At 47.6% G+C, this 23,922-nt stretch carries 25 protein-coding genes; 5 read left to right on the forward strand and 20 right to left on the reverse strand.

From position 1 onward, the window contains the following. Positions 1-4 precede the first annotated feature (4 nt). Complete coding sequence (locus BZG20_RS13150) at positions 5-436, reverse strand: CidA/LrgA family protein (RefSeq protein ID WP_077579295.1); 432 nt, start codon at positions 434-436, stop codon at positions 5-7. 416 nt (positions 437-852) lie between these two features. Between BZG20_RS13150 and BZG20_RS13155 the strand changes: the two genes are divergently transcribed. From BZG20_RS13155 to BZG20_RS13165, 3 genes are all read left to right on the forward strand, one after another. After that, a complete protein-coding gene (locus BZG20_RS13155) occupies positions 853-1,116 on the forward strand; it encodes a helix-turn-helix transcriptional regulator (RefSeq protein ID WP_051503382.1) in 264 nt (87 codons plus the stop codon). Positions 1,117-1,128: 12 nt separating this feature from the next. After that, a complete protein-coding gene (locus tag BZG20_RS13160) occupies positions 1,129-2,376 on the forward strand; it encodes a HipA domain-containing protein (protein WP_077579296.1) in 1,248 nt (415 codons plus the stop codon). A gap of 98 nt (positions 2,377-2,474) precedes the next feature. Then, entirely contained in the window at positions 2,475-3,377 is a 903-nt protein-coding gene (locus BZG20_RS13165; protein WP_077579297.1) for a LysR family transcriptional regulator, read from the forward strand. A gap of 241 nt (positions 3,378-3,618) precedes the next feature. On the opposite strand, the gene BZG20_RS13170 is transcribed toward BZG20_RS13165, so the two are convergent. The 16 genes from BZG20_RS13170 to folM all read right to left on the reverse strand — a co-directional run bounded on the left by BZG20_RS13170 (position 3,619) and on the right by folM (position 17,019). Next, on the reverse strand, positions 3,619-4,074 hold the full coding sequence (locus BZG20_RS13170) for a hypothetical protein (RefSeq protein ID WP_077579298.1): 456 nt from the start codon (positions 4,072-4,074) through the stop codon (positions 3,619-3,621). A gap of 418 nt (positions 4,075-4,492) precedes the next feature. Further along, positions 4,493-5,407, reverse strand: a complete 915-nt coding sequence (locus BZG20_RS13175) for a hypothetical protein (RefSeq protein ID WP_077579299.1) — start codon at positions 5,405-5,407, stop codon at positions 4,493-4,495. A gap of 129 nt (positions 5,408-5,536) precedes the next feature. Further along, complete coding sequence (locus BZG20_RS13180) at positions 5,537-7,051, reverse strand: SIR2 family protein (protein ID WP_077579300.1); 1,515 nt, start codon at positions 7,049-7,051, stop codon at positions 5,537-5,539. Positions 7,052-7,111: 60 nt separating this feature from the next. Continuing rightward, complete coding sequence (locus tag BZG20_RS13185; protein WP_198531492.1) at positions 7,112-7,684, reverse strand: HNH endonuclease; 573 nt, start codon at positions 7,682-7,684, stop codon at positions 7,112-7,114. A gap of 98 nt (positions 7,685-7,782) precedes the next feature. After that, positions 7,783-8,385 carry a hypothetical protein gene (locus tag BZG20_RS13190; protein WP_077579301.1) on the reverse strand — a complete coding sequence of 201 codons (603 nt, stop codon included), beginning with the start codon at positions 8,383-8,385 and terminating at the stop codon, positions 7,783-7,785. A 107-nt stretch (positions 8,386-8,492) separates the two neighbouring features. Then, on the reverse strand, positions 8,493-8,936 hold the full coding sequence (locus BZG20_RS13195; protein WP_077579302.1) for a hypothetical protein: 444 nt from the start codon (positions 8,934-8,936) through the stop codon (positions 8,493-8,495). 471 nt (positions 8,937-9,407) lie between these two features. Continuing rightward, a complete protein-coding gene (locus BZG20_RS13200; RefSeq protein ID WP_077579303.1) occupies positions 9,408-10,289 on the reverse strand; it encodes a metal ABC transporter permease in 882 nt (293 codons plus the stop codon). Next, positions 10,286-11,131 carry a metal ABC transporter permease gene (locus tag BZG20_RS13205; RefSeq protein WP_074214347.1) on the reverse strand — a complete coding sequence of 282 codons (846 nt, stop codon included), beginning with the start codon at positions 11,129-11,131 and terminating at the stop codon, positions 10,286-10,288. The genes BZG20_RS13200 and BZG20_RS13205 overlap by 4 nt, the downstream gene beginning before the upstream one ends. Beyond that, positions 11,128-12,009, reverse strand: coding sequence for an ATP-binding cassette domain-containing protein (locus BZG20_RS13210; RefSeq protein ID WP_077579304.1), 882 nt, complete (start codon positions 12,007-12,009; stop codon positions 11,128-11,130). The genes BZG20_RS13205 and BZG20_RS13210 overlap by 4 nt, the downstream gene beginning before the upstream one ends. Further along, complete coding sequence (locus tag BZG20_RS13215) at positions 11,996-12,880, reverse strand: metal ABC transporter substrate-binding protein (protein ID WP_077579305.1); 885 nt, start codon at positions 12,878-12,880, stop codon at positions 11,996-11,998. The genes BZG20_RS13210 and BZG20_RS13215 overlap by 14 nt, the downstream gene beginning before the upstream one ends. A 172-nt stretch (positions 12,881-13,052) precedes the next feature. After that, positions 13,053-13,760 (reverse strand): HAD family hydrolase, encoded by a 708-nt coding sequence (locus BZG20_RS13220; protein ID WP_158010044.1) that lies wholly within the window; start codon positions 13,758-13,760, stop codon positions 13,053-13,055. A 37-nt stretch (positions 13,761-13,797) separates the two neighbouring features. Beyond that, positions 13,798-14,496 (reverse strand): transporter substrate-binding domain-containing protein, encoded by a 699-nt coding sequence (locus tag BZG20_RS13225; protein WP_206744458.1) that lies wholly within the window; start codon positions 14,494-14,496, stop codon positions 13,798-13,800. A 220-nt stretch (positions 14,497-14,716) separates the two neighbouring features. Then, positions 14,717-15,286 (reverse strand): YceI family protein, encoded by a 570-nt coding sequence (locus BZG20_RS13230; protein ID WP_046075932.1) that lies wholly within the window; start codon positions 15,284-15,286, stop codon positions 14,717-14,719. Then, complete coding sequence (locus tag BZG20_RS13235; RefSeq protein ID WP_046075931.1) at positions 15,283-15,822, reverse strand: cytochrome b; 540 nt, start codon at positions 15,820-15,822, stop codon at positions 15,283-15,285. The genes BZG20_RS13230 and BZG20_RS13235 overlap by 4 nt, the downstream gene beginning before the upstream one ends. A 111-nt stretch (positions 15,823-15,933) precedes the next feature. Beyond that, positions 15,934-16,302 carry a dihydroneopterin triphosphate 2'-epimerase gene (folX, locus tag BZG20_RS13240; RefSeq protein WP_198531495.1) on the reverse strand — a complete coding sequence of 123 codons (369 nt, stop codon included), beginning with the start codon at positions 16,300-16,302 and terminating at the stop codon, positions 15,934-15,936. A gap of 18 nt (positions 16,303-16,320) precedes the next feature. Continuing rightward, complete coding sequence (gene folM / locus BZG20_RS13245; protein WP_077579309.1) at positions 16,321-17,019, reverse strand: dihydromonapterin reductase; 699 nt, start codon at positions 17,017-17,019, stop codon at positions 16,321-16,323. 194 nt (positions 17,020-17,213) lie between these two features. Here folM and BZG20_RS13250 point away from each other — a divergent pair, with 194 nt between their 5' ends. Next, entirely contained in the window at positions 17,214-17,804 is a 591-nt protein-coding gene (locus BZG20_RS13250) for a DNA-3-methyladenine glycosylase I (RefSeq protein WP_077579310.1), read from the forward strand. Here BZG20_RS13250 and BZG20_RS13255 read toward each other — a convergent pair. From BZG20_RS13255 to BZG20_RS13265, 3 genes are all read right to left on the reverse strand, one after another. Then, the gene (locus BZG20_RS13255) at positions 17,801-18,283 is read right to left on the reverse strand and encodes an NlpC/P60 family protein (RefSeq protein WP_077579311.1); all 483 of its coding nucleotides are present in this window, start codon (positions 18,281-18,283) and stop codon (positions 17,801-17,803) included. The genes BZG20_RS13250 and BZG20_RS13255 overlap by 4 nt on opposite strands. After that, positions 18,280-19,509, reverse strand: a complete 1,230-nt coding sequence (locus BZG20_RS13260; protein ID WP_077579312.1) for a GGDEF domain-containing protein — start codon at positions 19,507-19,509, stop codon at positions 18,280-18,282. Before BZG20_RS13260 ends, BZG20_RS13255 begins: the two co-directional genes overlap by 4 nt. 216 nt (positions 19,510-19,725) lie before the next feature. Continuing rightward, complete coding sequence (locus tag BZG20_RS13265; RefSeq protein WP_077579313.1) at positions 19,726-21,708, reverse strand: exoribonuclease II; 1,983 nt, start codon at positions 21,706-21,708, stop codon at positions 19,726-19,728. Between the two features lie 351 nt (positions 21,709-22,059). Between BZG20_RS13265 and BZG20_RS13270 the strand changes: the two genes are divergently transcribed. Further along, a complete protein-coding gene (locus tag BZG20_RS13270; RefSeq protein ID WP_046075924.1) occupies positions 22,060-23,862 on the forward strand; it encodes a DEAD/DEAH box helicase in 1,803 nt (600 codons plus the stop codon). Positions 23,863-23,922 lie beyond the last annotated feature (60 nt).

Below are 23,922 nucleotides of genomic sequence, written 5' to 3' on the forward strand. Positions count from 1 at the left end.
TGGCTTAGCACTCCGGTTTTAGATCAGGATGATGCGTGTGATGATGATTACTGCGGCGGCGCGCCATTTTAACCTCAAAACGATACACTTTATCGACCACCCAAGCGGTTGACGCAATCACCATCGCGGTACTTAAAATCAGTACAACCATGATCTTACCGCCTTCTTGCAGCAATAAATCTTGGTAGTTGACCACCGCCACCACCGCCGGCACAAAAAACAGCAACATCTCGGCTAACAGCCACGCTGCCCCGCGACGTAACCAATCGGCACGGACAACTTTCAACATTAATGCGCCTAACAACAGCAACATACCGGTGAGGTTGGCCGGTAGTGGAATAGCAAAGGTTGTGACCAACCAATCAGACAAAAACCAAATGCCTGCTAAGACAAAGACTTGCAGTAAGGTAAGTAAGGCGTTTTTAATCAATTGCATCGAAGGCGTGCCAAGAATCTGTGAGATGGCTCATAGTTTACGTCTTGGCAGAGAGTGAATAAAGTGACTTTTTTTTATTTAAACTATGCCAAAATGGCATGATTTGTTGAGCGATAAATCTGCGTTAGCGACGACCCAGTCCCGTGAGGAATCAGTTTTTCGTCATACATGCCTGGCAATAAAAGTGAAACTATGTTTTCATATAACTCCTTAAAAATAATTTATAGTTTCATTTTTATGGGCAGTCCGTCATGTTGTTTTTGACAAAATCGAGTCTTATCAGATTGTCTTTGATTTCTTTTTAATGTGAAACTATGATTTCATATACTGAGTTTTTATCTAGTTTTAATTTCATTATGGTGAAGTGTGATAAGGAATCGCCGCCCAAGCGCGGTGCCACCGTGTTCCCGCGGCAGATGAAAATATTGCATCAATTGGGTGAAAACATCTTATTGGCGATGAAACGTCGAGGGATCAGTCAAGATAGAATGCATCAGCGCACAGGGATCTCGAAACCAACGCTACGAAAAATCACAAAAGGCGATCCGACAGTGTCGTTAGGCCATTATGTTAATGTGCTCGCCGTACTAGGTTTGTTAGACGATCTAGGTAAAGTCGCGCTCGATGATGAACTTGGTAGGAAACTGCAAGATATCGAGTTGTTGAAAACGAGACGATAGGGCATCAAACGAATGGAAATCTTTGTCTACGCTGATTGGATTGAAACTGAGCCGCCCTTGTTTATTGGGACACTGAGAGCATCGCGAATCCGTGGTAAAGAACATTTCAGCTTTTGCTATGACAAGACCTGGCTTAAATCTAAGTATGCTTCTCAAATCGACCCTTGCCTTCATTTATATAGTGGCGAGCAGCACGCTGAAGATGACAAAAACTTCAAGATATTCTTGGATTCTTGCCCTGATCGATGGGGGCGCTTGCTGATGCAACGTCGAGAGGCTGTTATAGCCCGCATTGAGGGACGTAGAGCGAACACATTGTACGAAACCGACTATCTCCTCGGTGTTCATGACTCTTTTAGAATGGGCGCTTTAAGGTTTTGCACCGAGCATGGTGGCAATTTTCTTGACGACAATGACGATCTGGCGGCTCCAGCTATGACTTCACTCGCGGAGCTAGAATGTGCAGCGCAAGGCATCGAGGACAAACCCGACTTTGATAATCCTGACTACCTCAAATGGTTGAATATGCTTATCTCACCAGGGTCATCGTTGGGCGGAGCTAGGCCGAAAGCTTCTGTAAGAGATGTCGATGGTACTTTATGGCTGGCAAAGTTTCCAAGTCGGTATGACGATTATGATATTGGCCTGTGGGAATACTTGGTTTACCAAATGGCCTTGGACTCTGGGATCAATATGGCTGAATGTAAAGTGCAGGCCATTGGTTCAGACCACCATATTTTCCTGACTAAGCGATTTGATCGTACCGATGACGGCAGGAGACTGCAATTTACGTCAGCAATGACACAGCTTGAATATTTCGATGGCAATGATGATGGAGCGAGCTACTTAGAGTTAGCGGAGTTTCTTATCCAGAATGGTTCTAATACGCGGGCGGACTTGGCACAGCTTTGGAGACGTATGCTGTTTAATATCATGGTTGCCAATAGTGACGATCACCTACGTAATCATGGCTTTATTTTTGACACGACAGGTTGGCGACTGTCACCCGCCTACGACATCAATTCAACACAACATGCCCACGGTCTGCACTTAAATATTGACGACAAAGATAACGCTTTAGATATTGACCTAGCGTTTGAGGTGGCAGAGTACTTTCAACTCGATGTGAAAACAGCTGACAAGATTTATCATCAAGTCGCCCAAGCCGTGTCAAAGTGGGAGAGCTTGGCAAAAGAAGCGGGTATCAAACGCGGTGAGCGAGACTTAATGAGAGACTGCTTCATGCTACCGAAAGTGTAACCTAGTGACGCATGGTAACAAGTGCCAGTTCCTCTGCTTTTTTCGCCATCAACTATGCCAAAATGGCATGGTTAACGATTAGCTTTTAAGGGCCGTTTATGGATATTCGTGCGTTGCGCTATTTTATTGCCTTGGTGGAAAAGCAGAGCTTTACCGCGGCATCGGCGTCGTTGCATGTGACGCAACCGACAATCAGTAAAATGGTGCGTAACCTTGAGCAAGATGTGGGTCAGCCATTGTTGCACCGAGAGGGAAGGCGGTTTTGGTTAACCGATGCTGGTGAGGTGGTGTATCAGCGTGCGCAGAGCATTATTGCTGAGTTCGAGCAGCTAAATACTGAGCTCGACGATCTCAATCAACTGGCACGCGGCCAACTCAGGTTGGGGATGCCACCGATGATAGGGCCGCTGTATGCCAATGTATTGCGTGAGTACCGCCAACGATATCCGAATGTCGCGCTCAGTATTGTCGAATACGGTGGGCGGCGCACCGAACAAGCCCTGATCAATGGTGAGATTGATGTGGCAATCACCATGCTCACTGACACCCAGCCTGAGTGTTTGCAAAGCTTACCCTTACAAACTCACCCCATTTATGCGGTGCTGCCCAACCAAGCCGTGTGGCGCGCGGAAAAAAGCCTGACATGGCAGGCAGTCAAAGACGAGCCGTTTTATCTGTATAGCGCTGAATTTACCTTAAGCGATCGGATTATTGCCCGTTGTGAAGAGCATGGTTATCAGCCAACTATTGCCGCGCGTAGCAGTCAGTGGGATTTTTTAGCCGCCTTAGTGAAAAGTGGTGCAGGGGTGGCGTTCTTACCTGCGCCCTTATGCCAGCGCCTCAGCGCCAGCTTGGAAGACAGTGAGTTATTGCTGGTGAAACCGATAAGCCCAGCGATTGAATGGCAACTGGGGTTAGTCTGGCACGGCGAGCGTTATGTCTCACGCACCGCCGAGGCTTGGATGCAGTTGTGCCAGTCGACAGAGGTAATGGAGAAATGACGATTCCTTTCCCAAAATTGTTCCACCGAAAGACAGAGCTATCGCTCGAGTAGAGAGCTAAGTAAGCGAGTGGGTCGTCACAAGGATAGCGGCGCTAGGTTGTGTGATGGGACGTAAACCTAGGTATTGGTAAACTAAAAGGTGTAAAACGGGAAAACTCTAATTGCCAGTGACCCGCTTTTTGGGAGTGAAAGAAATAAAAAATCGACAAAATCTAATAATTGAGAATATGGTATTTTTGCTATTTTTCTTTCAGTTTTTTATATAAAATGTATTCTCTAGCATATAGAAAAAACTGAAAGCAAATAACTATTGAGAATAGAATATATGCATAATTTGTATACTCAGGTGAGAAATTGACAACTAGATCTTTTAAAGAAAAGTTCCATATGCCAATCGCAGCTATTACCATTGTCAAAATCAACACAAGAAATGAGTGAGGGCTTTTGTGCGAATATTCACCTGTAGTCACGTTATATAGTCGATTCACATTCTTACCAAGACCAACGGCTATAGTGATTGTGTTGCCATTATTAATGTTCATTGCAGAACCAGGTCGCTTAAAAATATAAAGCTTATCATGTAACAAGAATTTTTGAACTTGATAGGTGACTTGCCTTTTATTATTTTCAGAGCCTTCAGACTGTTGATAACTAGAAGTATGAACTTGAGATACTTCTCCAGTAATGATTTTCATGAGTTTTCTCTTAAATTCAGCTGGTTGGTGTGCATAGGATCCAAGTTTTATAACCAAATTCAACATCTAGTTTTATTTTGGTTGTTTTTTTGAGATGTGAATCTCGTTTTTTGTGAACTAATTCGGCATTTAACAAAGGCTGTGTTTCCTAAATCATTGAACTTATCATCCGATCCGCGATCGGATCATCAAAGCCTCAAAACAGGTCATCAGATGATGAGTAAAGCCAAGTACAAAATTAGCAATTGGAAGCAATACAATCAGGCATTGGTAAACAAAGTCATAAGACTTGGGATACCTGTTAGTTATTGAGTTGATTGATGGGTTCAATCCCTTTGGGATTAGTGTGTTAGGTGAATAATTTGATCAACAACGCCGATTGACGACATACTCGTTAGCTGTATTTACTACGATATACCTAGTTCAATATTTCACGTAAAAATATGAGTTTAGGTAGCTTTTTACCTTGCTTATCAGTACCCCAAACTACAGTTATATGACCGTCAATTGATAGGCGATTCTTCAAGTCCATTGGCTTAATTGAAGGATCTAGCTGTAACTTTACACGACGTTTGTGTAATGACGGAGCTACAACAGCCCAGCCTCGCTTAGTTGAATCTAAATCAATCGCTCGTATTTCTAGTCGAACGTCATGAAAATCTTCGATTATGTCTTCCCGCTCATCAGATTTCTCCTTATATTCAGGCATAGCTCGAACTGACGCATTAGATATTTGAATGTTTGGATCTTCGTTGAACGTGATCGTAGCCTTTGAATCACGTTTGGCAGGTTTGACAACCTTTGAGGAGTTTTCTGCTAACTTTTCTTTATCTTTAATGGCCGATATAACTATTGAAGTAAACTCCTCTGCTGTCATATCCACCATACCAGCACCAATTTGAATAATAGTATTACTATTCGCCTCGATTGTCGCTTTAGCTTCTTTGTCCGTAGGGGAAGAAGTTCTCCCAAGATAATACGCACCGCCAGCTAAAATCATCGCCACCAGTATAGCGGATAAGAAATTAGGGTTGTTTTTCATGATTTTTTCTATACCCAATTTTTGCCTTGTATTATCTATGCACTCATCAAATCGTTGTTGATTACCAAATATAAACTTAACAACAAGATCTTCCCAAATACTGTCAGAGCGTATCTCCTTAATAAATACTTCTACATCAATAATTTTTGCATCAGGGAAAAGAGCCTCAAGCACCTCCGGTGCTTGCTTCACTAAGCTTTCAAAAGCAATTAATGAGTGGGCAATTTCTCCTACAGGTACATATTCCTTATTTGAGTAGTATATACGTTGGCTGACTGTTTGATATTGCATGTATTTTCTTCTAGGGTGAATGGTATTCTGCTAATGATACACTGTTTCTATATAGTACGTAATTGACTTTTATCACYATAAAGTTGACGCCGAATTCAACGGATTGTAAGTTGAAATGCAGTGTTAGTTTTAAGGCTGTAATATTTGATTAATGATATTAGGGATATCATCGTAGGATTCATACCAAATAATAGTAACTCCTAATTCCTTCATTAACTCTTCATTTAAAGTGTGATGTCGCTCCAAGAATTTTTCTGAAGCATCAATGTTTTTAATAACTTTTGATCTTTCCTTGCCATTTCCGTTATAAGAAAAATCGTTATTTGAAAGCCTCTTCATAAATGAAAAGTGCTTACTTCTTTCTATGTTCTTTGATGATATATCAAGTAATCTACGGAGATTCGGATCTGTCATAGAAAGGCCTATCATCAAACAATTGTTCTCACGAAATGAGTTTAGCTGAACTAGGTTTGACCAGTGATATGAATCTGAGTATATCTGATGATAACCTTCCTCTGAAAATACTAATGTTGAGCTATCGAGCCCATGATATGATTTTCTATCTTCAGGTAAGAAACCGTGTACATGATATATAGGAAGCTCATCAGGATCATAACTCTCATTATCTGAAAAGATACAACTATGAAGAATAGAGTTTGAAGTCAGCTGTCGTTCTAAGAGATCATCAAAATTGTAAGTAACAACTGACTTGACTTTTGCCCCTGTTCTTCTTGGTAAGCACATGGAGGAAATTGATTTAATCAACCTTGAATCTATATTGAATTTAGGATTTCTCAGCTTATATAGGTTCTTCGTAACTGCTTCTATGAAATCTTGTGCTTCATGCTCTCGCTTAGACAAACCTTTTCTCAAATATCTTGCAGCCATTAATGCTGACGGCTCATCAATACTATTAAGCCTATTAACTAACTCACTAATATCCTCATCACCAATGGCTACATCTCCATCAAATTCCTGTGTAAGGTAGGTAACAAAAAGTGAGTTTAACAATGTATTCCAATCAGGCATTCCTGCACTACTTGAAACTCCAGCACCTAAAAACAAAGAGAACTGACCTTTTTTATAACAAAACTTAAGGTTTTCTATGATTTCCTCTCGCTCTAACTTCCAGTCTCTAAGAGGCTTTGTGATTGCTGACTCTAATCTCAATGAAAATAGATTATTGGCTATCTTATTAACTATTTTTCTGTTTTTTGAGGCAACACGATTTAATTCTTCTGGCCCCCAAAAAGTGACCTTGTAGGGCAGTTGATATCGTTCAATACTTTCTTTGAGTCTGGTAAGCATTCTTGATGAAATTGGTCTAGCAGAAATTATCAAGAGATTTGAAATACTCTGTTCTTCCGACTCATGATTAAACTGATGGGCTATCCTTTTAAAAAGCAAAGTGGGTGGCACTTTTCCAAGGTTAAACTTGATTTCAATAAGGGTAGGGCCTTCAAATAAGTCGAATCCCTCAGGCGCAATAGCGTCGCCAAATCCATCTCGTTGACTTAGAGTTTGGAATACTTTTCCTTGGCTTTCAATATGGTGCTTGAATAAATTTTGAATGAAAGTTTCAAAAGAGTAGTAGCTCCTAGGCCCACCTTCATCTATTCCCTGTATAATATCATCGATGATCATTGTTCAATGTTTTCCTTTGAAAACTAACGTCGAGATAACCGGCGCGTAGTTAATTGTTTTTTATAGCTTTACATATGCTTTTTCTATTGTCTGTTTTATTTCAGTTGCCAACGATTGAGCTTGGCGCATAGTGTTTTGTACCGACTCCCAATTTGCCCAGTGTTGCTCCCACTGTTCTTTGCCAACCACGGATTCAAAATCAACTTTTGTTGGCTCTAGCCATGCCTCATAGTTTTGCAGCTTTTCAATGCGGTGATTAAGGTCTTGCACACCTCTAGATTTTGGCGACAGCTTTGCAGAGCTTGTAATCCAAGTATGCCACGGCTTATTGCCCTTTGATTGATTGCACTTTCCGCAAGCGGGAACCAAGTTGTGGATTTCGGAAATATAACCTGTTGGCTTTTTGTTAAGTACTAAAGGTCGCAAGTGATCCCACTCCGAAGCAGTGGCACCACAGTAGGCACATTGGAAATTATCGTGATCCATGCCAAGTATTTCCAATGCCTGTTTCACTTGCTCATTCGTTGGAACAATTATTGGGATAATTGAGTTTATAAATGAGTTTGTGATACTTGACGATCTCCCCGTGATTTTCATCGGGGTTGGCATTCTGAATAGTGATAAATAATCCATAACTCTCTTTAGCTATAACGCCGCTAACATGCGCGGCTACGAAATGGAGGCAAAGCGGCAGTTTAGCAGTGCTTGGCATTGTTATGGTATCTCTCAAACTAACCCGTTTGCCTTATTATTTTATCGAATTCGTGCGTCAGATCCCGTGAAACCCTGGCATCGTTGAAGATATGACAAACCTCCAAGCACGCTAGAAACGAAAGCATCATCGACTGTCGGATCAGCCAATCCAGTTGCTTAGGTTCATATCCACTTGAGATACGGTCGCCTTTGTCTCGGCTAGCTGACTGGTAGAGGCCTCCGTGAGTATGATCATTCAGAATATCCTTGATTGCCGCCATCATTGACGAAAGCTTACCGTGACGGTACCCATCTGTTTTCTCAACCTGTTCAAGTAACGTCTTTATACCAGGCATATTTTTTCCGTCCATAAAGTTCATCAGTTGGTGAGCCGATGCACACCTGAACATCCATATTCCGCGTAAAAACGCATCTCTCTGGGGACGTAAAAGTGCAAATGCAGAACCATGAACTCCTGCCTTCACCAAAGTAACAACTCCAGAATTGTGCTCAAGTGAAACATGCAGCAACGAGATCGATACCAACTTTTTATCATCGCGCTCAAACTCCAACCCATTGAGCAGTAATCGATATTGGTTGATCCACCTCTCGGCTAAGTCAATTTCCATGATTGATTGCATTTAAACCTCATCCATAACGCCGCCAGCACGCGCGGATTTGTATTGAAGGCGAAGCCGCAATGGAAAAGCCGTCACTGTGCCTGGCATTGTTAAAACCGCTACGTTAACTATTTTTGCTTGAATGCCTGTTTGAGTTTCGCGATACCTTCACCCAAAGGTGGAATCTCTATTTTCAGCTTGGTCAATCCGAACTCGAATTTACCACCAGAGACTATGAGGGCGGCCGTTAAGGCGACCCCTATACCCAAGAAAACGATTTCAAAAGGGTTGCGGCGCATAATATCTTGGATGTACAGCTCTTCTTGGGTAGATAGTTTCTGTTTAGTTAATCGATTAAAGTCGGCTGCTGAAAGACTGTTTGCGTGATGGATAATTGCCCCGGATAGATGTTCCACGCTAGTATCAACAGCAATATCGCCATCCTCCATTTCAAACCTTATTTCTTCGAGTGCCAAAATGTAACAGACTCTCAAGAGTTGAAAATATTCAGAAAACTGGTTGATGGGCACAGGACTACCGTCCGAGTGTATCGTTACTTCAACTTTTTTCATTATTTTCTCTCTTGAGTTTTAACATTGTATTATTGCGCATGCGCGATTTCCCAAAACCGTTATACGCACTCTTATTCATATAACCAACTGAAATAGATAGAATTTATCTCTCTTCATGCATATCTCTTTCCGCGAAATTGCGTATCTATCACGGATAAACACGCATGCTTGGCGTTTATCTAGCCGATAAACAGGTTAACCAGCCTGTATTTTGCCATGCTACCGCCAGCTAGTTGTCGGCACCTAACACGCCATTGAGCTGGCAGATTTGAGATTAGTGTATCAAGGGCTGTTTTGGTTTTCGTACGCTATTGTCCAAAGTGTTAGGTAAGCCATGTTTTGTGAGATGGGTACAAGAAGTTGGTTAGAATACAAGGCGAATCGTTTTGGTGGGGTGGTGCGCGATTAGAACGAGGCTCTGTCTCGCGCACTGCTGAGGTTGAAACGCTGCTGTGCCCGTCGCGATGCCGGTTAGTGTGATTGCGCCGAATGGGTGGTGGCAGAGCGCGTTGCTTTTGTTGTTTGTTGCGTCGGCTGTGGGCGTTGTTGGTTGCGGTGGATTTGATATTGCTGCCACGCAAAGGTCACCACGAAGCAGCCGGTGAGGAGCAATACAATGGTTGGGCCGGGTGCGCTGTCGAGGTAAAACGACAGAGTGACGCCGCCCACGGCGGTGACTAAGGCGATCGCACAGGCAATCCATAACATGCGGCTAAATTGTTTGCTGAGCATAAAGGCGGTGACGCCCGGTGCAATCAACATCGCCACCACTAAGATAATCCCCACAGCATGTAACCCCGCCACAATGGTGGCAATCATCACCGAGAGCAGGAGCCAGTGAAGCTTTTGTACTGGGAGCCCGAGCACGCTGGCTTGTGCAGGGTCGAACGATAGCAGCATTAAATCTCGCCCTTTAAGCAGCACGAGCGCGAGCACGACCAAGCCGGTGATGGCGGCGGTGAGCAGTTGTTGGTGGTTAATCCCCAATAGGTTACCAAACAGAATATGGTCAAGGTGCAAATCAGACGGGAACTGGCCTTGCAAAATCAGCCCCAGCGCGAAAAAGCCAGAAAACACAATCCCCAGCAAGGTGTCTTCTTTCACACGGCTATTTTGTTTGAGCCAATGCACACTGGTGGCGCATGCGGAGCCGGCGGCAAAGGCGCCGACAATCAGCGGCAGGCCAAATAAGTTTGCCAACACCAATCCCGGCAGCACCGCGTGAGCTACCGCATCGCCAATTAACGACCAGCCTTTTAATACTAAATAGCAAGAAAGCAGCGCGCAGGGCAGTGCCACTAAGACGGCCATCAGCAGTGCATCTTGCATAAAAGTCAGTTGATACGGATTCATTGCAGTGCCTCCTGACGTTTGGCGCGCCGCGCGAGTAAACCGTGTTTAGGGCCAAACACAAAGGCGGCTAGGAAGAGTCCCACTTGGGCCAGCACAATCAGTGCGCCGGCGTTAAGGTTGGCGAAATAGCTGATGTACACCCCAAACAGTGAGGTGAGTGTGCCGATGACACCGCTTAGCACCAACACGGGCCCAAAGCGATCACTCAATAAATAGGCGGTGGCGCCGGGGGCGATCACCAAGCAAATCACCAAAAAGGCACCGACACTTTTAAGTGCCGCCATGGTGCAGGCGCTGAGCAGCGCAAAAAACAGCACTTTGAGTCCCACTACAGGTAAACCAATGCAGCGGGCGTGGCTTTCATCGAAAAAGGTCAGCATAAAATCACGCCATTTCACCGCCAGTACGGTGAGGCTCACCAAGGCAATGATCAGCATTTGCACCGCATCGAGTGGGGCAATGGCGAGCAAATTACCCAGCATAATTTGTTGAATATCGACCGCGACGGGCGAAATGGAGACTAAAAAGAGGCCGAAGGCGAAAAAGCTCGAAAAAATCAAACCGATGATCGCATCTTGTTTGATGTGGCTGCGTTGGTGCAAAAACAGCATCACACTCGCGGCCATGCCGCCGGCAACAAAGGCACCGAGCGAAAAGGGCAGGCCTAGCATATAAGCGCCGGCAACGCCCGGTACAATCGCATGGGAGAGGGCATCGCCCATCAGCGACCAGCCTTTGAGCATCAAAAAGGCGGAGAGCAAGCCGCACACGCCGCCAATCAAAGTGGTGACCAGCAATGCTTTTTGCATGTATTGATAGGCGAGGGGATCGAGTAAGCTCATTCGCGGCGCTCCTGCGCGCTTTGTTCGCGCTTGCCATACACCACCAAGGGCCGCTCGTCGTCGGAAATCACCGATAGCTCGCGCGGATCGGCGTCTTGGTGGAGCTGATCGCTAGGCATGACATACTGGCGCAGTTTGCCGCCAAAAATGGCACTGAGATTCTCGGTAGTAAACACATGTTCGGTGCGCCCGCCTGCCACCACCGCGCGATTGACCAACACGGTGCGATCGCAAAAGTCGGGTACGGTGCCAAGGTTATGGGTGGCGATTAAAATGGTTTTGCCTTCGTCTTTGAGCTCGAGCAGCAAACGCATAATCGACTCTTCACTGGTGACATCTACGCCAGTAAAGGGCTCATCCAGTAGAATAAGCGGGCTGTGCTGAGCCAAGGCGCGGGCGAGAAAAACGCGTTTTTTCTGTCCGCCGGACAGTTCGCCAATTTGGCGCTGGCGAAATGCACTCATATCTACCCGGGCCAAGGCCTCATCCACCGCTTGATGATCCGCCGCTTTGGGGCGACGCATAAATGACATCTTGCCGTAGCGGCCCATCATTACTACATCTTCCACTAACACCGGGAACGACCAGTCGATCTCTTCGGATTGAGGGACATAAGCGACCAAGCCTGCTTTTTGCGCTTGCTTAATGGGAGTACCGTTGACCGCAATGCTGCCACTGCCAGGATTCACAAACCCCATGATGGCTTTAAACAAGGTGGATTTGCCGCTGCCATTGGCACCCACCAAGGCAGTGATGGTTTGCGCTGGCAGCGAGAAGCTGGCGTGCTCAAGGGCACACAAGCCGTTTCGATAGACGACACGTACCTCGTTGACATCTAACACACTGGGCGTGTCGTCGGTTAAATCATAGTGCGTCATGGCGCAACCCCGCTAAGACGGTTTCTGTGGTCACTGTCAGTAAGGATAGATAGTCAGGGACGGGTCCGTCAGCTTGACTGAGCGAATCGACATATAAAATGCCGCCATAGTGCGCGTCGGTTTCCGCGGCGACTTGTTTAGCGGGCGCATCAGACACGGTACTTTCAGAGAAGACAGCTCGCACTTGGTGTTCTCGTACGGTATCAATCAGCGCGCGAACTTGTTGCGGTGTGCCCTGACGCTCAGCGTTTATCGGCCATAAATAGGCTTCGTTGAGGTTTAAATCACGCGCCAGATAAGAGAAAGCGCCTTCGCTGCTTACTAGCCAACGCTGGGATTCGGGGACAGCGGATAGTGCGTCTTGTGCACGCGCGAACACGGCTTGAATTTGTGCCTTGTAGGCTTTGGCATTGGCTTGGTAGTGCGTTTGATTGGCAGGATCGTACTTAATCAGGGCTTGCTCGATATTATCAACGTATCGCATTGCATCAGAGGGCGACATCCACGCGTGCGGATTGGGTTTGCCGCGATACGGGCCCGAGGCAATCACAATCGGCTCCACGCCCTCAGATAAGATCACATTCGGCACTTTATCGATGTGCTGGAAAAAACGTTCGAACCAACGCTCTAGGCCTAATCCGTTCCACATCACCACATCCGCACCTTGCGCACGCAGAATATCCCCCGGGGTGGGTTGGTAGTTGTGGATCTCAGCACCGGGTTTAGTAAGTGACACTACCTCGGCATGATCACCCGCTACGTTAGCGGCCATATCAGCGAGAATGGTAAAGCTGGTCACCACTTTTAACTTGTCCGCGTGCGCCAGTGGAGAGAGCAAGAGCGCGACGATAATGATGATGTTCTTCTTCATAAGCCTTTATCTCTTTAACGATGCGTGTGACTACGGCGCGGTGCCGCCAGCCGATCATAAGTTAAAGATAACGGTTATGATAATCATTCTCAAGTAAGTATTGTTAAAAAGGACGCCGATAGCGCCCGTGAGAGATTGCATTTGTGTATTTGCACGTAAGGTGCATGACAGATTAATCGCGAATGGTATCGTGTCTCGCCCACTCCATGATGGTCCAATCTTTCTTTTGTGCGTGCAGACTTAGGTGTGGATCGGGGTTCACTGCAAACGCATTATCAACTTGTTCGAGAAGCGGCACATCCCAGTGCGAATCACTGTAGCCGTAGGTGTGACCTACGGTGTCGTGGCGGTCAGAGAGCCATGCCTGCATATAGTCATGCTTACCACGAAAATCACGTACACAATGAGAAATACTGCCCGTATAAACACCATTAATGGTTTCGAGCTCAATTGCGATCACAGTGTCGAGTTTGAGTAATGCGCCAATCGGTCTTGCTAAGTGTGCGGCGGTATTAGAAACCAGCACGCAGTGGTCGCCACGGTTGCGATGCCATTCAATGCGTTCTAACGCTTGCGGAACCACCACTGGGGCGACGAGCCTATCGATAAAGTCCGTGGCCCAATCATCGACCGTTTGGGTTGAGCGGCCTTTGAGTGGGGTAAGCTGAACGTGCATATATTGTTCAAGGTTAATTCGACCCTTTTTAAAGTCGATATAGGCTTGCTGCTCTTGAGCGACTCGATCACTCGACGCGTGCCCTTGTTGGTATAAATAATCCAGCCACGCTTGTTTGGTATCGGTGGCGATCAGGGTTTCGTCGAGATCAAAAAATGCGATGTTGATAGGTGCAGTCATAGCCAATTGCTGATTGTTTTTCATGCCGTCCATCCTAGACAACAACTATGACGATTGGGTTTCAGTTTGCAGTGGTATCGTCTGGTAAGAGCAGCCCGTATTTTTGCTTCAAATCGTCAAAGGTGCCATTTTGTTTGATTATTTCCAACCCGCGGTTAAAGGCTTGAATGTATTCTTGCGCTTTAGGGTTGGCTTTGCCGGCGGTGACATGGATGTGCTGTTTGATCATCGGGGTGGGAGAAAAGTGAAAATCATCAGTATCTAGGTTTAAAGGTTCGAGCTCTTGTTGCATGACAAAGCGATTGCCCACCGCCATATCAACGCGACCGGCGGCGAGCATTTGTAAGCTAGACATCAGTGAGGTGGTTTCCACTCGCTGAAAATATTCTGCGTCTAAAAACCATTGATCATAGCCGTAGTCACGTACGCTGGCGATACGTTTTCCCTTGAGGCTTTTAGGGCCGTTATAATCAAAAATTGTATCTTTTCGCATCATAATATCGATATTGGTTGCGAAATAGGGATCACTGTAAACGAGATATTCACTGCGTGCGTCGGTGTACCAGGTGGTGGTAATTAAGTCGATGCGTGCGTTTCTGACTTCGTGTAAGCCGCGCGCCCAAGGGAAGAGTAGAAATTCGATATCGTAGCCTTGCGTATGGAGTGCCGCGGTGACAACTTCAACAGAAAAGCCGGGTCTTGCATTATCGCGGGTGACGTAAGGTGGCCAGGCGTCGTTCACTGCGGTAATGATTTTCATCTTGCCATACGCAGAGAGAGTGAAGATACAGAGAGCAAAAACAAGGAAAAAACGCTTAAAAGAGGTGGGCCTCATAGATAGGTATCCTTATCGAACAATGGATATCATCGCCAGACCAAGGCGTCGCTTTTCATGAGTATAGTGAATGTTTTAGTGGTCGATAAAAAACACCCCAGCAGATGCCGGGGCGTTTGGATTCGGATGGTGAGAGACTCGCCGCTTATTGACGGATACCTTCGACGTGAAGCTCCATATCAACATAGGTGGCAGGGCCCATGGTAGGAATACCGAAGTCTTCGAGCTCAAGACGGGTGTTACCCATAAAGCCTGCGCGGTAGTTGCCCCATGGATCTTCACCGTGGCCAACCAGTTCTGCGTCGATTTCAATCGGCTTGGTTTGACCATGCAAGGTGAGATCGCCTGCAATGGTCATTGAGCCGTCGCCGTTGTCGGTGACCTTGGTGCTTTCAAAGGATGCTTGGCCATACTCGCCCACATCCAAGAAGTCACCGCTACGAATGTGCTTATCACGCTCGGCGTGGTTAGAATCGACACTGGTTGTATCAATAGTGACAGAGACACTGGATGCGCCAATGTTGTCTGGGTCGAATTCAAACTGGCCGTCGAACTGATTAAAGCGACCTTTGATAAAGCTGTAACCTAGGTGTGGCACTTTGAAGTTGACCGAGGCGTGTGCGCCCTTGGTGTCAATCATATAAGTGTCTGCGAGTGCAGGCCCAGATAAGAGTGTCGCGGCGCTCATTCCCATGGCTAACATGAGTTTTTTCATTTCGAGTTTCCTCCGATCATCTTCCGTAACGTATTGTCTTTATCAATAAAGTGGTGTTTAAGTGCCATGACTGCATGGCCAGCGGCCAATACAATCAAGGTAATGGCAACGTAGTAGTGTACATCCCCAGCAATATCTGACTGGTTGGGGAAAAGCTCACCGGCGCTTGGCACGGTAAACCAAGTGAAGACATCTATCCCTCGCCCATCTGATGTTGAGATCAGATAACCGGAGACAAACAAAGTGATAAGCAACAGATAGATTGTATGATGCCCAGCCGTTGCCGCTTTACGCTCCCACGCTTTGCCTTCGACAGCAGGCATGGTGTGTGTCGCTTTCCACACGAGCCTAAACAAGGTGGCAAGGGCGAGCAATAACCCAATGGATTTGTGCCAATGCGGCGCCGTCTGATACCAGCTGCTGTAATAACTGAGATCGACCATCCAAAGCCCAACAGCGAAAAGACCAATGATCACAATGGTTGATAGCCAGTGTAGCGTACGCATTATCAGATCGTAGCCCGTTTTCGTTGTCATCGTTGCAGCTCCTATTCACTATGCCAACACAGTATATAGGGTGAATGGTAATTCAGAACCGTTTCCCCTTGAACAAGATGTTCGAATAATTCTAACGAACTCTTGACTGGATTAGGCCTCGTCGGCGGTCCAGCTCAAGCTCAGAGAGACGGAATCAGCGAAGCGAAGTGCGTGAGGCTTATCAATGGTGACTTGCGCATAGCGCACCCAGTGATGATCACGTGCAATGTCTAGCACGCCTGCCACAAGCTTCTCCAGCAATAAAAAACGGCCATTTTCGACGTAATCGATAATCGCTTTCGTGATCACTTTATAGTTGAGTGCATCATCTACGTTGTCTTCTTCACAGGCTTTGTGGCCGGGATAGTGGATCTCAACATTGATCACTACATCTTGTTTTTTCTCTTGCTCGTCGGGATTAAAACCAATGTAAGTACGCAGGCGCAGGTTGGTTACTTTAATGACAGCGTCGTTCATAATCTTTCCCTGGTCACGAAATTAAATGAGATGGCGTCCGCCATCCAGCTTGATAGATTGGCCGGTCATATGTTGACTGGCGAGAATAAATCCGCAGGCATTCACTACCTCTTGTTCACCCGGTACAGTGCCTAAAATCGATTTACGGCGAGCTTTATCACGATAGGCGTCATCATCGCCTTCGTTGAACATGATTAGCGCAGGTGAAATGCTGTTCACCTTAATATGTGGCGCAAGCTTTTGCGCGAAGGAGAGCGTCAGGTTTTCTAGCGCCGCTTTGCTGGTTGCGTAGGCGGTATGCTTAGCGCTGCCCTTTTGCGCGACATAGTCGGTAAGGTGAATAATATCGCCCTGCTGCATCCAGCGTGACGCGGCCATGTTAATGAGATAAGGCGTTTTGGCGTGAATTTGCATCATATTATCGAATAACGTGGCAATATCTTGGCTTTGCGTTTCACTGTCCCACGACGATGCGTTGTGTATTACGGTATCGAAGGTCGGATGCATCGCATCGAGCGACTCGATAAATGCGTACACGCCCTCATCAGAGGAAAAGTCGGCTTGGAGACAGTGTGCGCCGCGTGCACGTAAGTCAGCCACTTGAGGCCGTTCGGTGCGATAAGATAGGGTCACCTGATGACCTTGGTGAAGAAAGTGACAGGCAAGTGCGTAGCCGATACGCTGCCCGGCGCCAGTGATCAAGAGATGCTTTTTTGTCACGCGTTTTCCTTTCTGTTTATGGATGTCATCAACAACAGGGAGTAACGGTTTTATTACGTTTCATGAACTTATCGCGATCAAAGATAGCGTGATATTCAGCGAAACGATAGCTTTTGCAAGGTTAAGCCGCTGATTTCGTGCCACAAGCAACAAAACGGCTGCGCAACGATTGTATGACAAGGGTGAGGGAAAAGATGGACATTTGCCAATGGGCACAACACAGTGAAGCTGAGCGGGCATACCACGATAGCGAGTGGGGTGTGCCGACATTTGATGATCAGCTGATTTTTGAATTCATTTGTTTAGAGGGCGCTCAAGCTGGGTTGAGTTGGCGCCTCATCTTACAAAAGCGTGCGGCTTATCGCGCGGCTTTCTTCGATTTCGACTTTTACCAACTCGCGAACGTGGCCGAACCGAATATCGCTGAGATCATGGCCAACCATGAAATTGTCCGTAATCGTTTGAAGGTAGCCTCTGTATTTACCAATGCCAAGGCGGCGGTGACGCTGGTGGAGGAGTACGGTTCATTGGCTAAAGCCCTTTGGCAGTTTACCGGCGGCGTGCCCATTGTAAACCATCACCAATCGGATGCCGATGTCGCTACCGCGACGGACGAGTCCCGCGCCATGAGCCGTTTTTTGAAAAAGCGCGGCTTTAAATTTGTGGGTGAGACGATTTGTTATTCGCTGATGCAAGCGCTCGGCATGGTCAATGATCATGTCGTCACGTGTCCGCGGTATCAACCCTGTTGCGAACTGGCTGACTCGGTAAAAGCCTCGCCTTAGAAATAACGACGGAATTGCCAGAAGCGCGCTTGCCAATAAGGGTTATCTAGTCGTGACACTGTCACGCCCTTTGAGGCGGAAGCATGCATAAAACGCTGTCCACCCAGAAAGATGCCCACATGGCGAAGGCCGGGGCGAATATGAAAAAACACCAGATCCCCTTGGCGTGCGGATTGATAATCAATGGCATAGCCGGTTTTTGCTTGGCCGTGGGTGGTGCGCGGTAGTGGGGTAGCGAGCGCCGATTGATACACGTGTTGGGTGTAAGCGGAACAATCAATACCTTGCCGCGTGGTGCCTCCCCACCGATAGGGGGTGCCTTGCCACTGACGATAAAGTTGAGTAAGTGCTTGGTCTAGCGCTTGATCGCTAATCGTCCTGTCCGAACTAGGCATATCAGATGTTGTTGCCGCGTCACGCTGCGTGACACAGCCTGCTAACATCAAGGCTAAAAAAGGTATCACTAAAACATGTTTCATACGCTGCCCTTAATGCAGTTGCGCCCTGCTTCTTTGGCTTTGTACAAGGCTTTATCCGCTAACTGCAATACCTCATCGGGCGTGTCGGCTTGTGAGGCATCGGCAAAGCCAATACTGACAGTAATATTAACGGGCTTTTGTTCGCTTGCACGTCCACGCTTTTGTCGGCCTTGCTTGTCATCATGAGGACGAGATTCATCACGCAGTATCAAAGGGTAGTTGGCGATGTCCTCACGTAGGGCGTCGAGAAACGGCAAGCAATGCTCAGTGGTTTTTCCTTTGAATAGCAGGGTAAATTCTTCACCGCCGTAGCGAAAGGCACTGGCTCCTCCTTCACAATGTGCCATATGTTTGGCAACGAGCTTAAGAACATCATCGCCGGTTTCGTGACCGTATTTATCATTGAAGTGCTTAAAGTGATCCACATCCAGCATGGCGAGCGTGTATTGTCTGCCTAGGTGTTTGAGCTCGTCTTCAAGTGCGCGACGCCCCGCAATTTCGGTAAGCCCATCAATGAATGCCAGTTGGTGGCTTAGCGAGACTTGGTTGGCAATTAATAACACGCCGGCCAATGAAAATATCAGCGAAGAAATGAAAGGCACATTAAAAAACACCAAGGTCGTGACACCGCATAATACACTGACGAAGGCGGCATGATCTTCAATGCTATTTTTGCGCAACAGTCGAATGGTGCTGACACAGACCAAAATCGAGAGCAACACGATCAGCAGCAGCGGCATGGGGCTAACGGCGGTCACTCTGACTAATACCGGATGCTGATGGAGGTAGGTGGAGAGTTCACCGAATTGCTGCACCAAAAGGCCGCACCAACCAATTTCCATACCAATCGCGAGGAAAAAGAACAGACCAAACCGAGAGGTGAGTTTTTGATCACGCACGATGATCATATACAGCAAGTTAATCGGAAGGGCGACGGTGAGCAGCAAGTACTCCATGTAGGTTGTGCCGTGATTGAGTGGAGACTGCAGCCGCGTAAGGATCACTGTGTATCCCACCAATAAGATCACGACCATCATACCGACACGGGCGCTTTTGAATAAGTGGCTTAAAAGTAGTGCGGTGAATAACAGAAAATACGGCGCTGCGTAAATTAAGTTGTAATAGGGGGCTAGCGCAGCAATCAAGGGTTGATAGCTCGCGGCAAGCAGCAGCAGTAAAACAATGGGCGTCCCCATACGGACCACGGATGAACGCAAAAATCCCATGAAACCTCTTATTGGGTTGAGGTAACACCATTAACTTACCACGGATCGCTTGTTAGGGGATGGCCTGACGCTCAGAATGTGATAACAGCAATGGTCTAGCGAGTCTCTTTAATTTAATGATTAGATTATCATTCTGGGGGCAAAAAGAAAGCCAAGCGATGGCTTGGCTTTCTGCTGACGTTTCGCATGACGTGCGTGGTTAGAGCGAGAACACGTTTATTCGCTCTGTGACGCCTCAGGCAGGGTAAATACCTGGGTCGGCTTGGCCACAATCGAGCGCGTTGTCTCTTTAATATCGGCAATCACCACTTCTAGGCTATCACCGAGCTTGAACTCAACGTTACCGTCGATAGTGACTGTGCCTGTTTCTTTATCGCAGGCAATCCGGCTTTTGTTATCGATGATCAGCGACGATGGAATAAAGGCAGGCGCGCCGTTTTCCAGCAAGCGTACACGCATTCCGGCCCGGTTGATGTCAAAAATCTCAGCGGTATAGCGGGTTTGCGCTTCAACTTCTGGCTTGAGCAAGCGGGTGTATAGCCAGTCAGCGACATCACGCTCAGCCATACGGTGATGTTTACGGTGGCCGGCAAGCTCTTCACCCACGGTATCGGCAGGGGCATTGGCCTCTGTTTCGCCGCGAATAATCGCTTTGAGCAAACGGTGGTTAATCATATCGCCGTATTTACGGATAGGTGATGTCCACGTGGCGTAGACATCTAGGCCCATCGCGTAGTGTGGCGCTGGCTCATGGCCAATCTCGCTGTATGCTTGGAAACGGCGTAAGCGATTATCGAGATAGGTGGTATCTAGGCTGTTTAGCCAGCGACGGAGCGCACTGAAGCCTTCGACGGTGGCTAGGCTTTCGCTGTCCGCCTCGCCGTCATGCGCTTTTACTAGCTCGACCACGTCGTCGAGTTTTTCACTGTTAAAGCCGGCGTGTGTGTTAAAGATACCAAACCCGAATGCGTCACGAAGCTTTCGACCCGCGCAGATGTTGGCGCTGATCATTGACTCTTCCACGATACGGTTAGCGATACGACGCTGATCGGTGTGGATAGCAATCACATCGTTATCTTCGCTGAGTTCAAAGCGGTAGTCAGGACGGTCGGGGAAGGTGACGGCATGCGTCTCACGCCACTGAATACGGGCTAGCGCAAATTGATGTAATTGATGGATTTGATCCGCAATGTCGCTGCTCTCTGGCTGCCACTGCGCTTGTTCACCGAGTTCGATGTAATCAGAGACTTTATCGTAAGCAAGCTGACCGTGTGATTGGATCCAAGCGGAGAAGAATTCAGCATCGTCGGCAATGGTGCCATCAGCATCGATATTAAAGGTGCAGCATAGTGCTGGGCGCTTTTCGTTTGCACGCAGTGAACATAAGTCATCACTGAGATCACGAGGCAGCATTGGGATGTTGCGCCCAGGCAAGTAAATAGTGAACCCACGGTCACGAGCGACTTGATCAAGCGCCTCATCGGCATCGATGTATGCTGTTGGATCGGCGATAGCCACTGTCATGGTGAAGCCACCTTGCGGGTTAGCTTTTACATACAGAGCATCATCCATGTCTTTGGTGGATTCGCTGTCGATGGTCACAAACGGTAAATCAGTCAGGTCGCGACGCTCTAGCCCTTGCTCCAACAATGGCCACGCATCTTTTGGCGCTGGCTCTTGGTTGGGCAAGTTGTGTTTGGCCAGCGTGACCCACCAAGGGGCAATTTTATCGTCCGCATCGGTGATTTTTTCACTGACCTGGCACATAAAGTTGTCATCGCCTTTCAGTGGGTGGCGGATGAGGGACGCCACGACCCAGTCACCTTCTTTCAAGTTGTCTTGCGACAAGCCACGCTGCGTTTTAGCGCGCAGAGCGTCTTTCATTTGCGGGTGATCGGGGACGACGTTTAAGCGATTACGGATCCACTGCACACGGCCAATAAAGCGATCTAAGCTGGCTTCTACCAGCGTATCCGGCTCAGCCACTTCGCGGTCTTTCTCGGTGCGAACAAAGGCTTCTACACGATCACCATGAAGCACTTTCTTCATATAAGGAGGCGGAATGAAAAGGCTGGTTTTGTCATCAACTTCGAGGAAGCCGAAGCCTTTTTCGGTGGCTTTTACCTGGCCTTCTTTTTTGGGCAAGGTTTCTTGGATCTGTTGCTTTAGCTGTGCTAGCAGGGGATTGTCTTGAAACATAACTCGGGTCTCGATAAACGGATCGCCACACTATACGGATTCACTGTTTCAAAACCAACCCGTGGCACTAAAATCCTGTGACCTGACTTAAATGCATGGAAAGTGCGGGGAATACCTGCGGATTTCGATGCCTCTGTGAACAAATTGCTATAAACCTGCCCACACGCCGCAAATTTTGTGAACTTGTTCAACTTTTTCTGGCTTTTTTGGTGTAAATAGCGCAGAATGCACATCCTTAATGACCGAGGCCCATGGCGCTGGTGACTGTCACTGCATGAAAGACAGTGTTGCATGGTTGAGCAGAACGCTTGAGGGGCCCCGTTTCGCTACACTCTATAGATTGGGATCCCAATGCAAGAATCTGTAACCAAATTTCGCCAGTTAGATCTGGCCGACACCCTTTTGTCTGCGCTTGACTCAATGGGCTTTGAAACACCGACACCAATTCAAGCCGCTTCCATCCCTGTTCTTCTTGAAGGCCGTGACGCACTTGGTAAAGCACAAACCGGTACAGGTAAAACCGCTGCATTTTCGCTGCCACTACTGAACAAAGTCGATCTAAGCCAGCGTAAACCACAAGCTATCATTATGGCTCCGACTCGTGAGCTTGCTATCCAAGTCGCGGCGGAAATGAAGACGCTGGCACAGAACATCAAAGGCCTCAAAGTGCTTGAGATCTATGGTGGTGCATCGATTGTTGACCAAATGAAAGCGCTAAAAAGCGGCGCGCACATCGTGGTGGGCACACCAGGGCGTGTGAAAGATTTGATCAACCGCGATCGCTTGAAGCTTGACGAAGTGCATACCTTTATCCTCGACGAAGCGGATGAAATGCTCAAAATGGGCTTTGTGGACGATGTTACCTGGATCATGGAGCAAGCGCCTGAGAGTGCACAGCGTATCCTGTTCTCGGCAACCATGCCTCCTATCGTTAAACAAATTGTTGACCGCTTCTTGCGTGAACCGGCGCGTGTTGATGTGGCGGGAAGTAATCGCACCGTTGAAAAAGTTGAGCAGCAGTTCTGGGTGGTTAAAGGCGTTGAAAAAGACGAAGCCATGAGCCGTCTGCTAGAAACGCAAGATACCGACGCTTCAATCGTGTTTGTGCGTACCCGTCAAGATACTGAGCGCCTTGCCGACTGGTTATCAGCGCGTGGTTTTAAAGCCGCGGCATTGCATGGGGACATCCCACAGTCACTGCGTGAGCGCACGGTTGATCACTTAAAGCGTGGTGTGATTGATATTTTGGTCGCGACCGACGTCGTGGCACGTGGCCTTGATGTGCCGCGTATCACTCACGTGTTTAACTACGACATTCCGTTTGATGCCGAATCGTACATTCACCGTATTGGTCGTACGGGGCGTGCAGGCCGTGCCGGTAAAGCGATTCTGTTGGTGCGTCCTAACCAAATGCGCATGCTACGCACGGTTGAGCGTGTCACGCAGACCAAAATGGAAGAAATTCAGCTTCCAAACCGCGATAAAGTGGCGGAAGCGCGTGTCGCTCAGCTAGCGGGCGAGTTGGCTGAGAAGAAAGATGGCGATGCCATGGCACCTTTCGTTGAGCTGATTGAGCAACTGCAAAACGATATCGATGTGGATGCAACCACTTTGGCGGCGATGTTGCTGCAACGCCAGCAAGGCAAGCGTCCATTGTTCTACAAAGGTCCAGACCCGATGATTGCAGCGATGGAGCGTGAGAAACAACGCCGTGAACGTCGTCGTGACGATCGTCAAAATGGTACTGACCGTCGTGATACTAACCCGGCTGATTGGGATACTTATCAGTTGGACGTGGGTCGTGAGCAAGGTGTACAAGTTAAAGATATCGTCGGTGCAATTGCCAATGAGCTTGGCTTAAACAAGCAAAACATTGGCGCGATTAAACTGGCACCGGCACACACGTTTGTACAGCTGCCTAAAACCATGCCGAAAGACGTGTTTGCACAATTGCAAAAACTGCGTATTCGTCAAAAAGAGACCAATGCACAGCGTGTTGAAGGTCAAATCATGCGCGAGCGTCGCGGTGGTGACCGCAATGGCGGTGGTCGTGGCCGCAATGAACGTGGCCGTGGCGAACGTCGTTTCAATCGTGACCGCGGCAACGAGCGTCGTGGTGGCCCTGCGCGCGGCGAACGTCGTCAAGCACAGTAAAAGTAGGAAGCCGGGCAGTGATGCCCGGCTTTTTTATAACGTGTCTGCGATGTAATGCCT

Source organism: Salinivibrio sp. IB868 (assembly GCF_001995655.1).
GTDB classification, from domain to species: Bacteria; Pseudomonadota; Gammaproteobacteria; order Enterobacterales; family Vibrionaceae; genus Salinivibrio; species Salinivibrio siamensis.

Coding starts and splice junctions, on each gene's coding strand:
- BZG20_RS13150 (WP_077579295.1), bottom strand. CDS start 436: ATGCAATTGATTAAAAACGCCTTACTTACCTTACTGCAAGTCTTTGTC.
- BZG20_RS13155 (WP_051503382.1), top strand. CDS start 853: ATGAAAATATTGCATCAATTGGGTGAAAACATCTTATTGGCGATGAAA.
- BZG20_RS13160 (WP_077579296.1), top strand. CDS start 1,129: ATGGAAATCTTTGTCTACGCTGATTGGATTGAAACTGAGCCGCCCTTG.
- BZG20_RS13165 (WP_077579297.1), top strand. CDS start 2,475: ATGGATATTCGTGCGTTGCGCTATTTTATTGCCTTGGTGGAAAAGCAG.
- BZG20_RS13170 (WP_077579298.1), bottom strand. CDS start 4,074: ATGAAAATCATTACTGGAGAAGTATCTCAAGTTCATACTTCTAGTTAT.
- BZG20_RS13175 (WP_077579299.1), bottom strand. CDS start 5,407: ATGCAATATCAAACAGTCAGCCAACGTATATACTACTCAAATAAGGAA.
- BZG20_RS13180 (WP_077579300.1), bottom strand. CDS start 7,051: ATGATCATCGATGATATTATACAGGGAATAGATGAAGGTGGGCCTAGG.
- BZG20_RS13185 (WP_198531492.1), bottom strand. CDS start 7,684: ATGGATTATTTATCACTATTCAGAATGCCAACCCCGATGAAAATCACG.
- BZG20_RS13190 (WP_077579301.1), bottom strand. CDS start 8,385: ATGCAATCAATCATGGAAATTGACTTAGCCGAGAGGTGGATCAACCAA.
- BZG20_RS13195 (WP_077579302.1), bottom strand. CDS start 8,936: ATGAAAAAAGTTGAAGTAACGATACACTCGGACGGTAGTCCTGTGCCC.
- BZG20_RS13200 (WP_077579303.1), bottom strand. CDS start 10,289: ATGAATCCGTATCAACTGACTTTTATGCAAGATGCACTGCTGATGGCC.
- BZG20_RS13205 (WP_074214347.1), bottom strand. CDS start 11,131: ATGAGCTTACTCGATCCCCTCGCCTATCAATACATGCAAAAAGCATTG.
- BZG20_RS13210 (WP_077579304.1), bottom strand. CDS start 12,009: ATGACGCACTATGATTTAACCGACGACACGCCCAGTGTGTTAGATGTC.
- BZG20_RS13215 (WP_077579305.1), bottom strand. CDS start 12,880: ATGAAGAAGAACATCATCATTATCGTCGCGCTCTTGCTCTCTCCACTG.
- BZG20_RS13220 (WP_158010044.1), bottom strand. CDS start 13,760: ATGAAAAACAATCAGCAATTGGCTATGACTGCACCTATCAACATCGCA.
- BZG20_RS13225 (WP_206744458.1), bottom strand. CDS start 14,496: ATGAAAATCATTACCGCAGTGAACGACGCCTGGCCACCTTACGTCACC.
- BZG20_RS13230 (WP_046075932.1), bottom strand. CDS start 15,286: ATGAAAAAACTCATGTTAGCCATGGGAATGAGCGCCGCGACACTCTTA.
- BZG20_RS13235 (WP_046075931.1), bottom strand. CDS start 15,822: ATGACAACGAAAACGGGCTACGATCTGATAATGCGTACGCTACACTGG.
- BZG20_RS13250 (WP_077579310.1), top strand. CDS start 17,214: ATGGACATTTGCCAATGGGCACAACACAGTGAAGCTGAGCGGGCATAC.
- BZG20_RS13255 (WP_077579311.1), bottom strand. CDS start 18,283: ATGAAACATGTTTTAGTGATACCTTTTTTAGCCTTGATGTTAGCAGGC.
- BZG20_RS13260 (WP_077579312.1), bottom strand. CDS start 19,509: ATGGGATTTTTGCGTTCATCCGTGGTCCGTATGGGGACGCCCATTGTT.
- BZG20_RS13265 (WP_077579313.1), bottom strand. CDS start 21,708: ATGTTTCAAGACAATCCCCTGCTAGCACAGCTAAAGCAACAGATCCAA.
- BZG20_RS13270 (WP_046075924.1), top strand. CDS start 22,060: ATGCAAGAATCTGTAACCAAATTTCGCCAGTTAGATCTGGCCGACACC.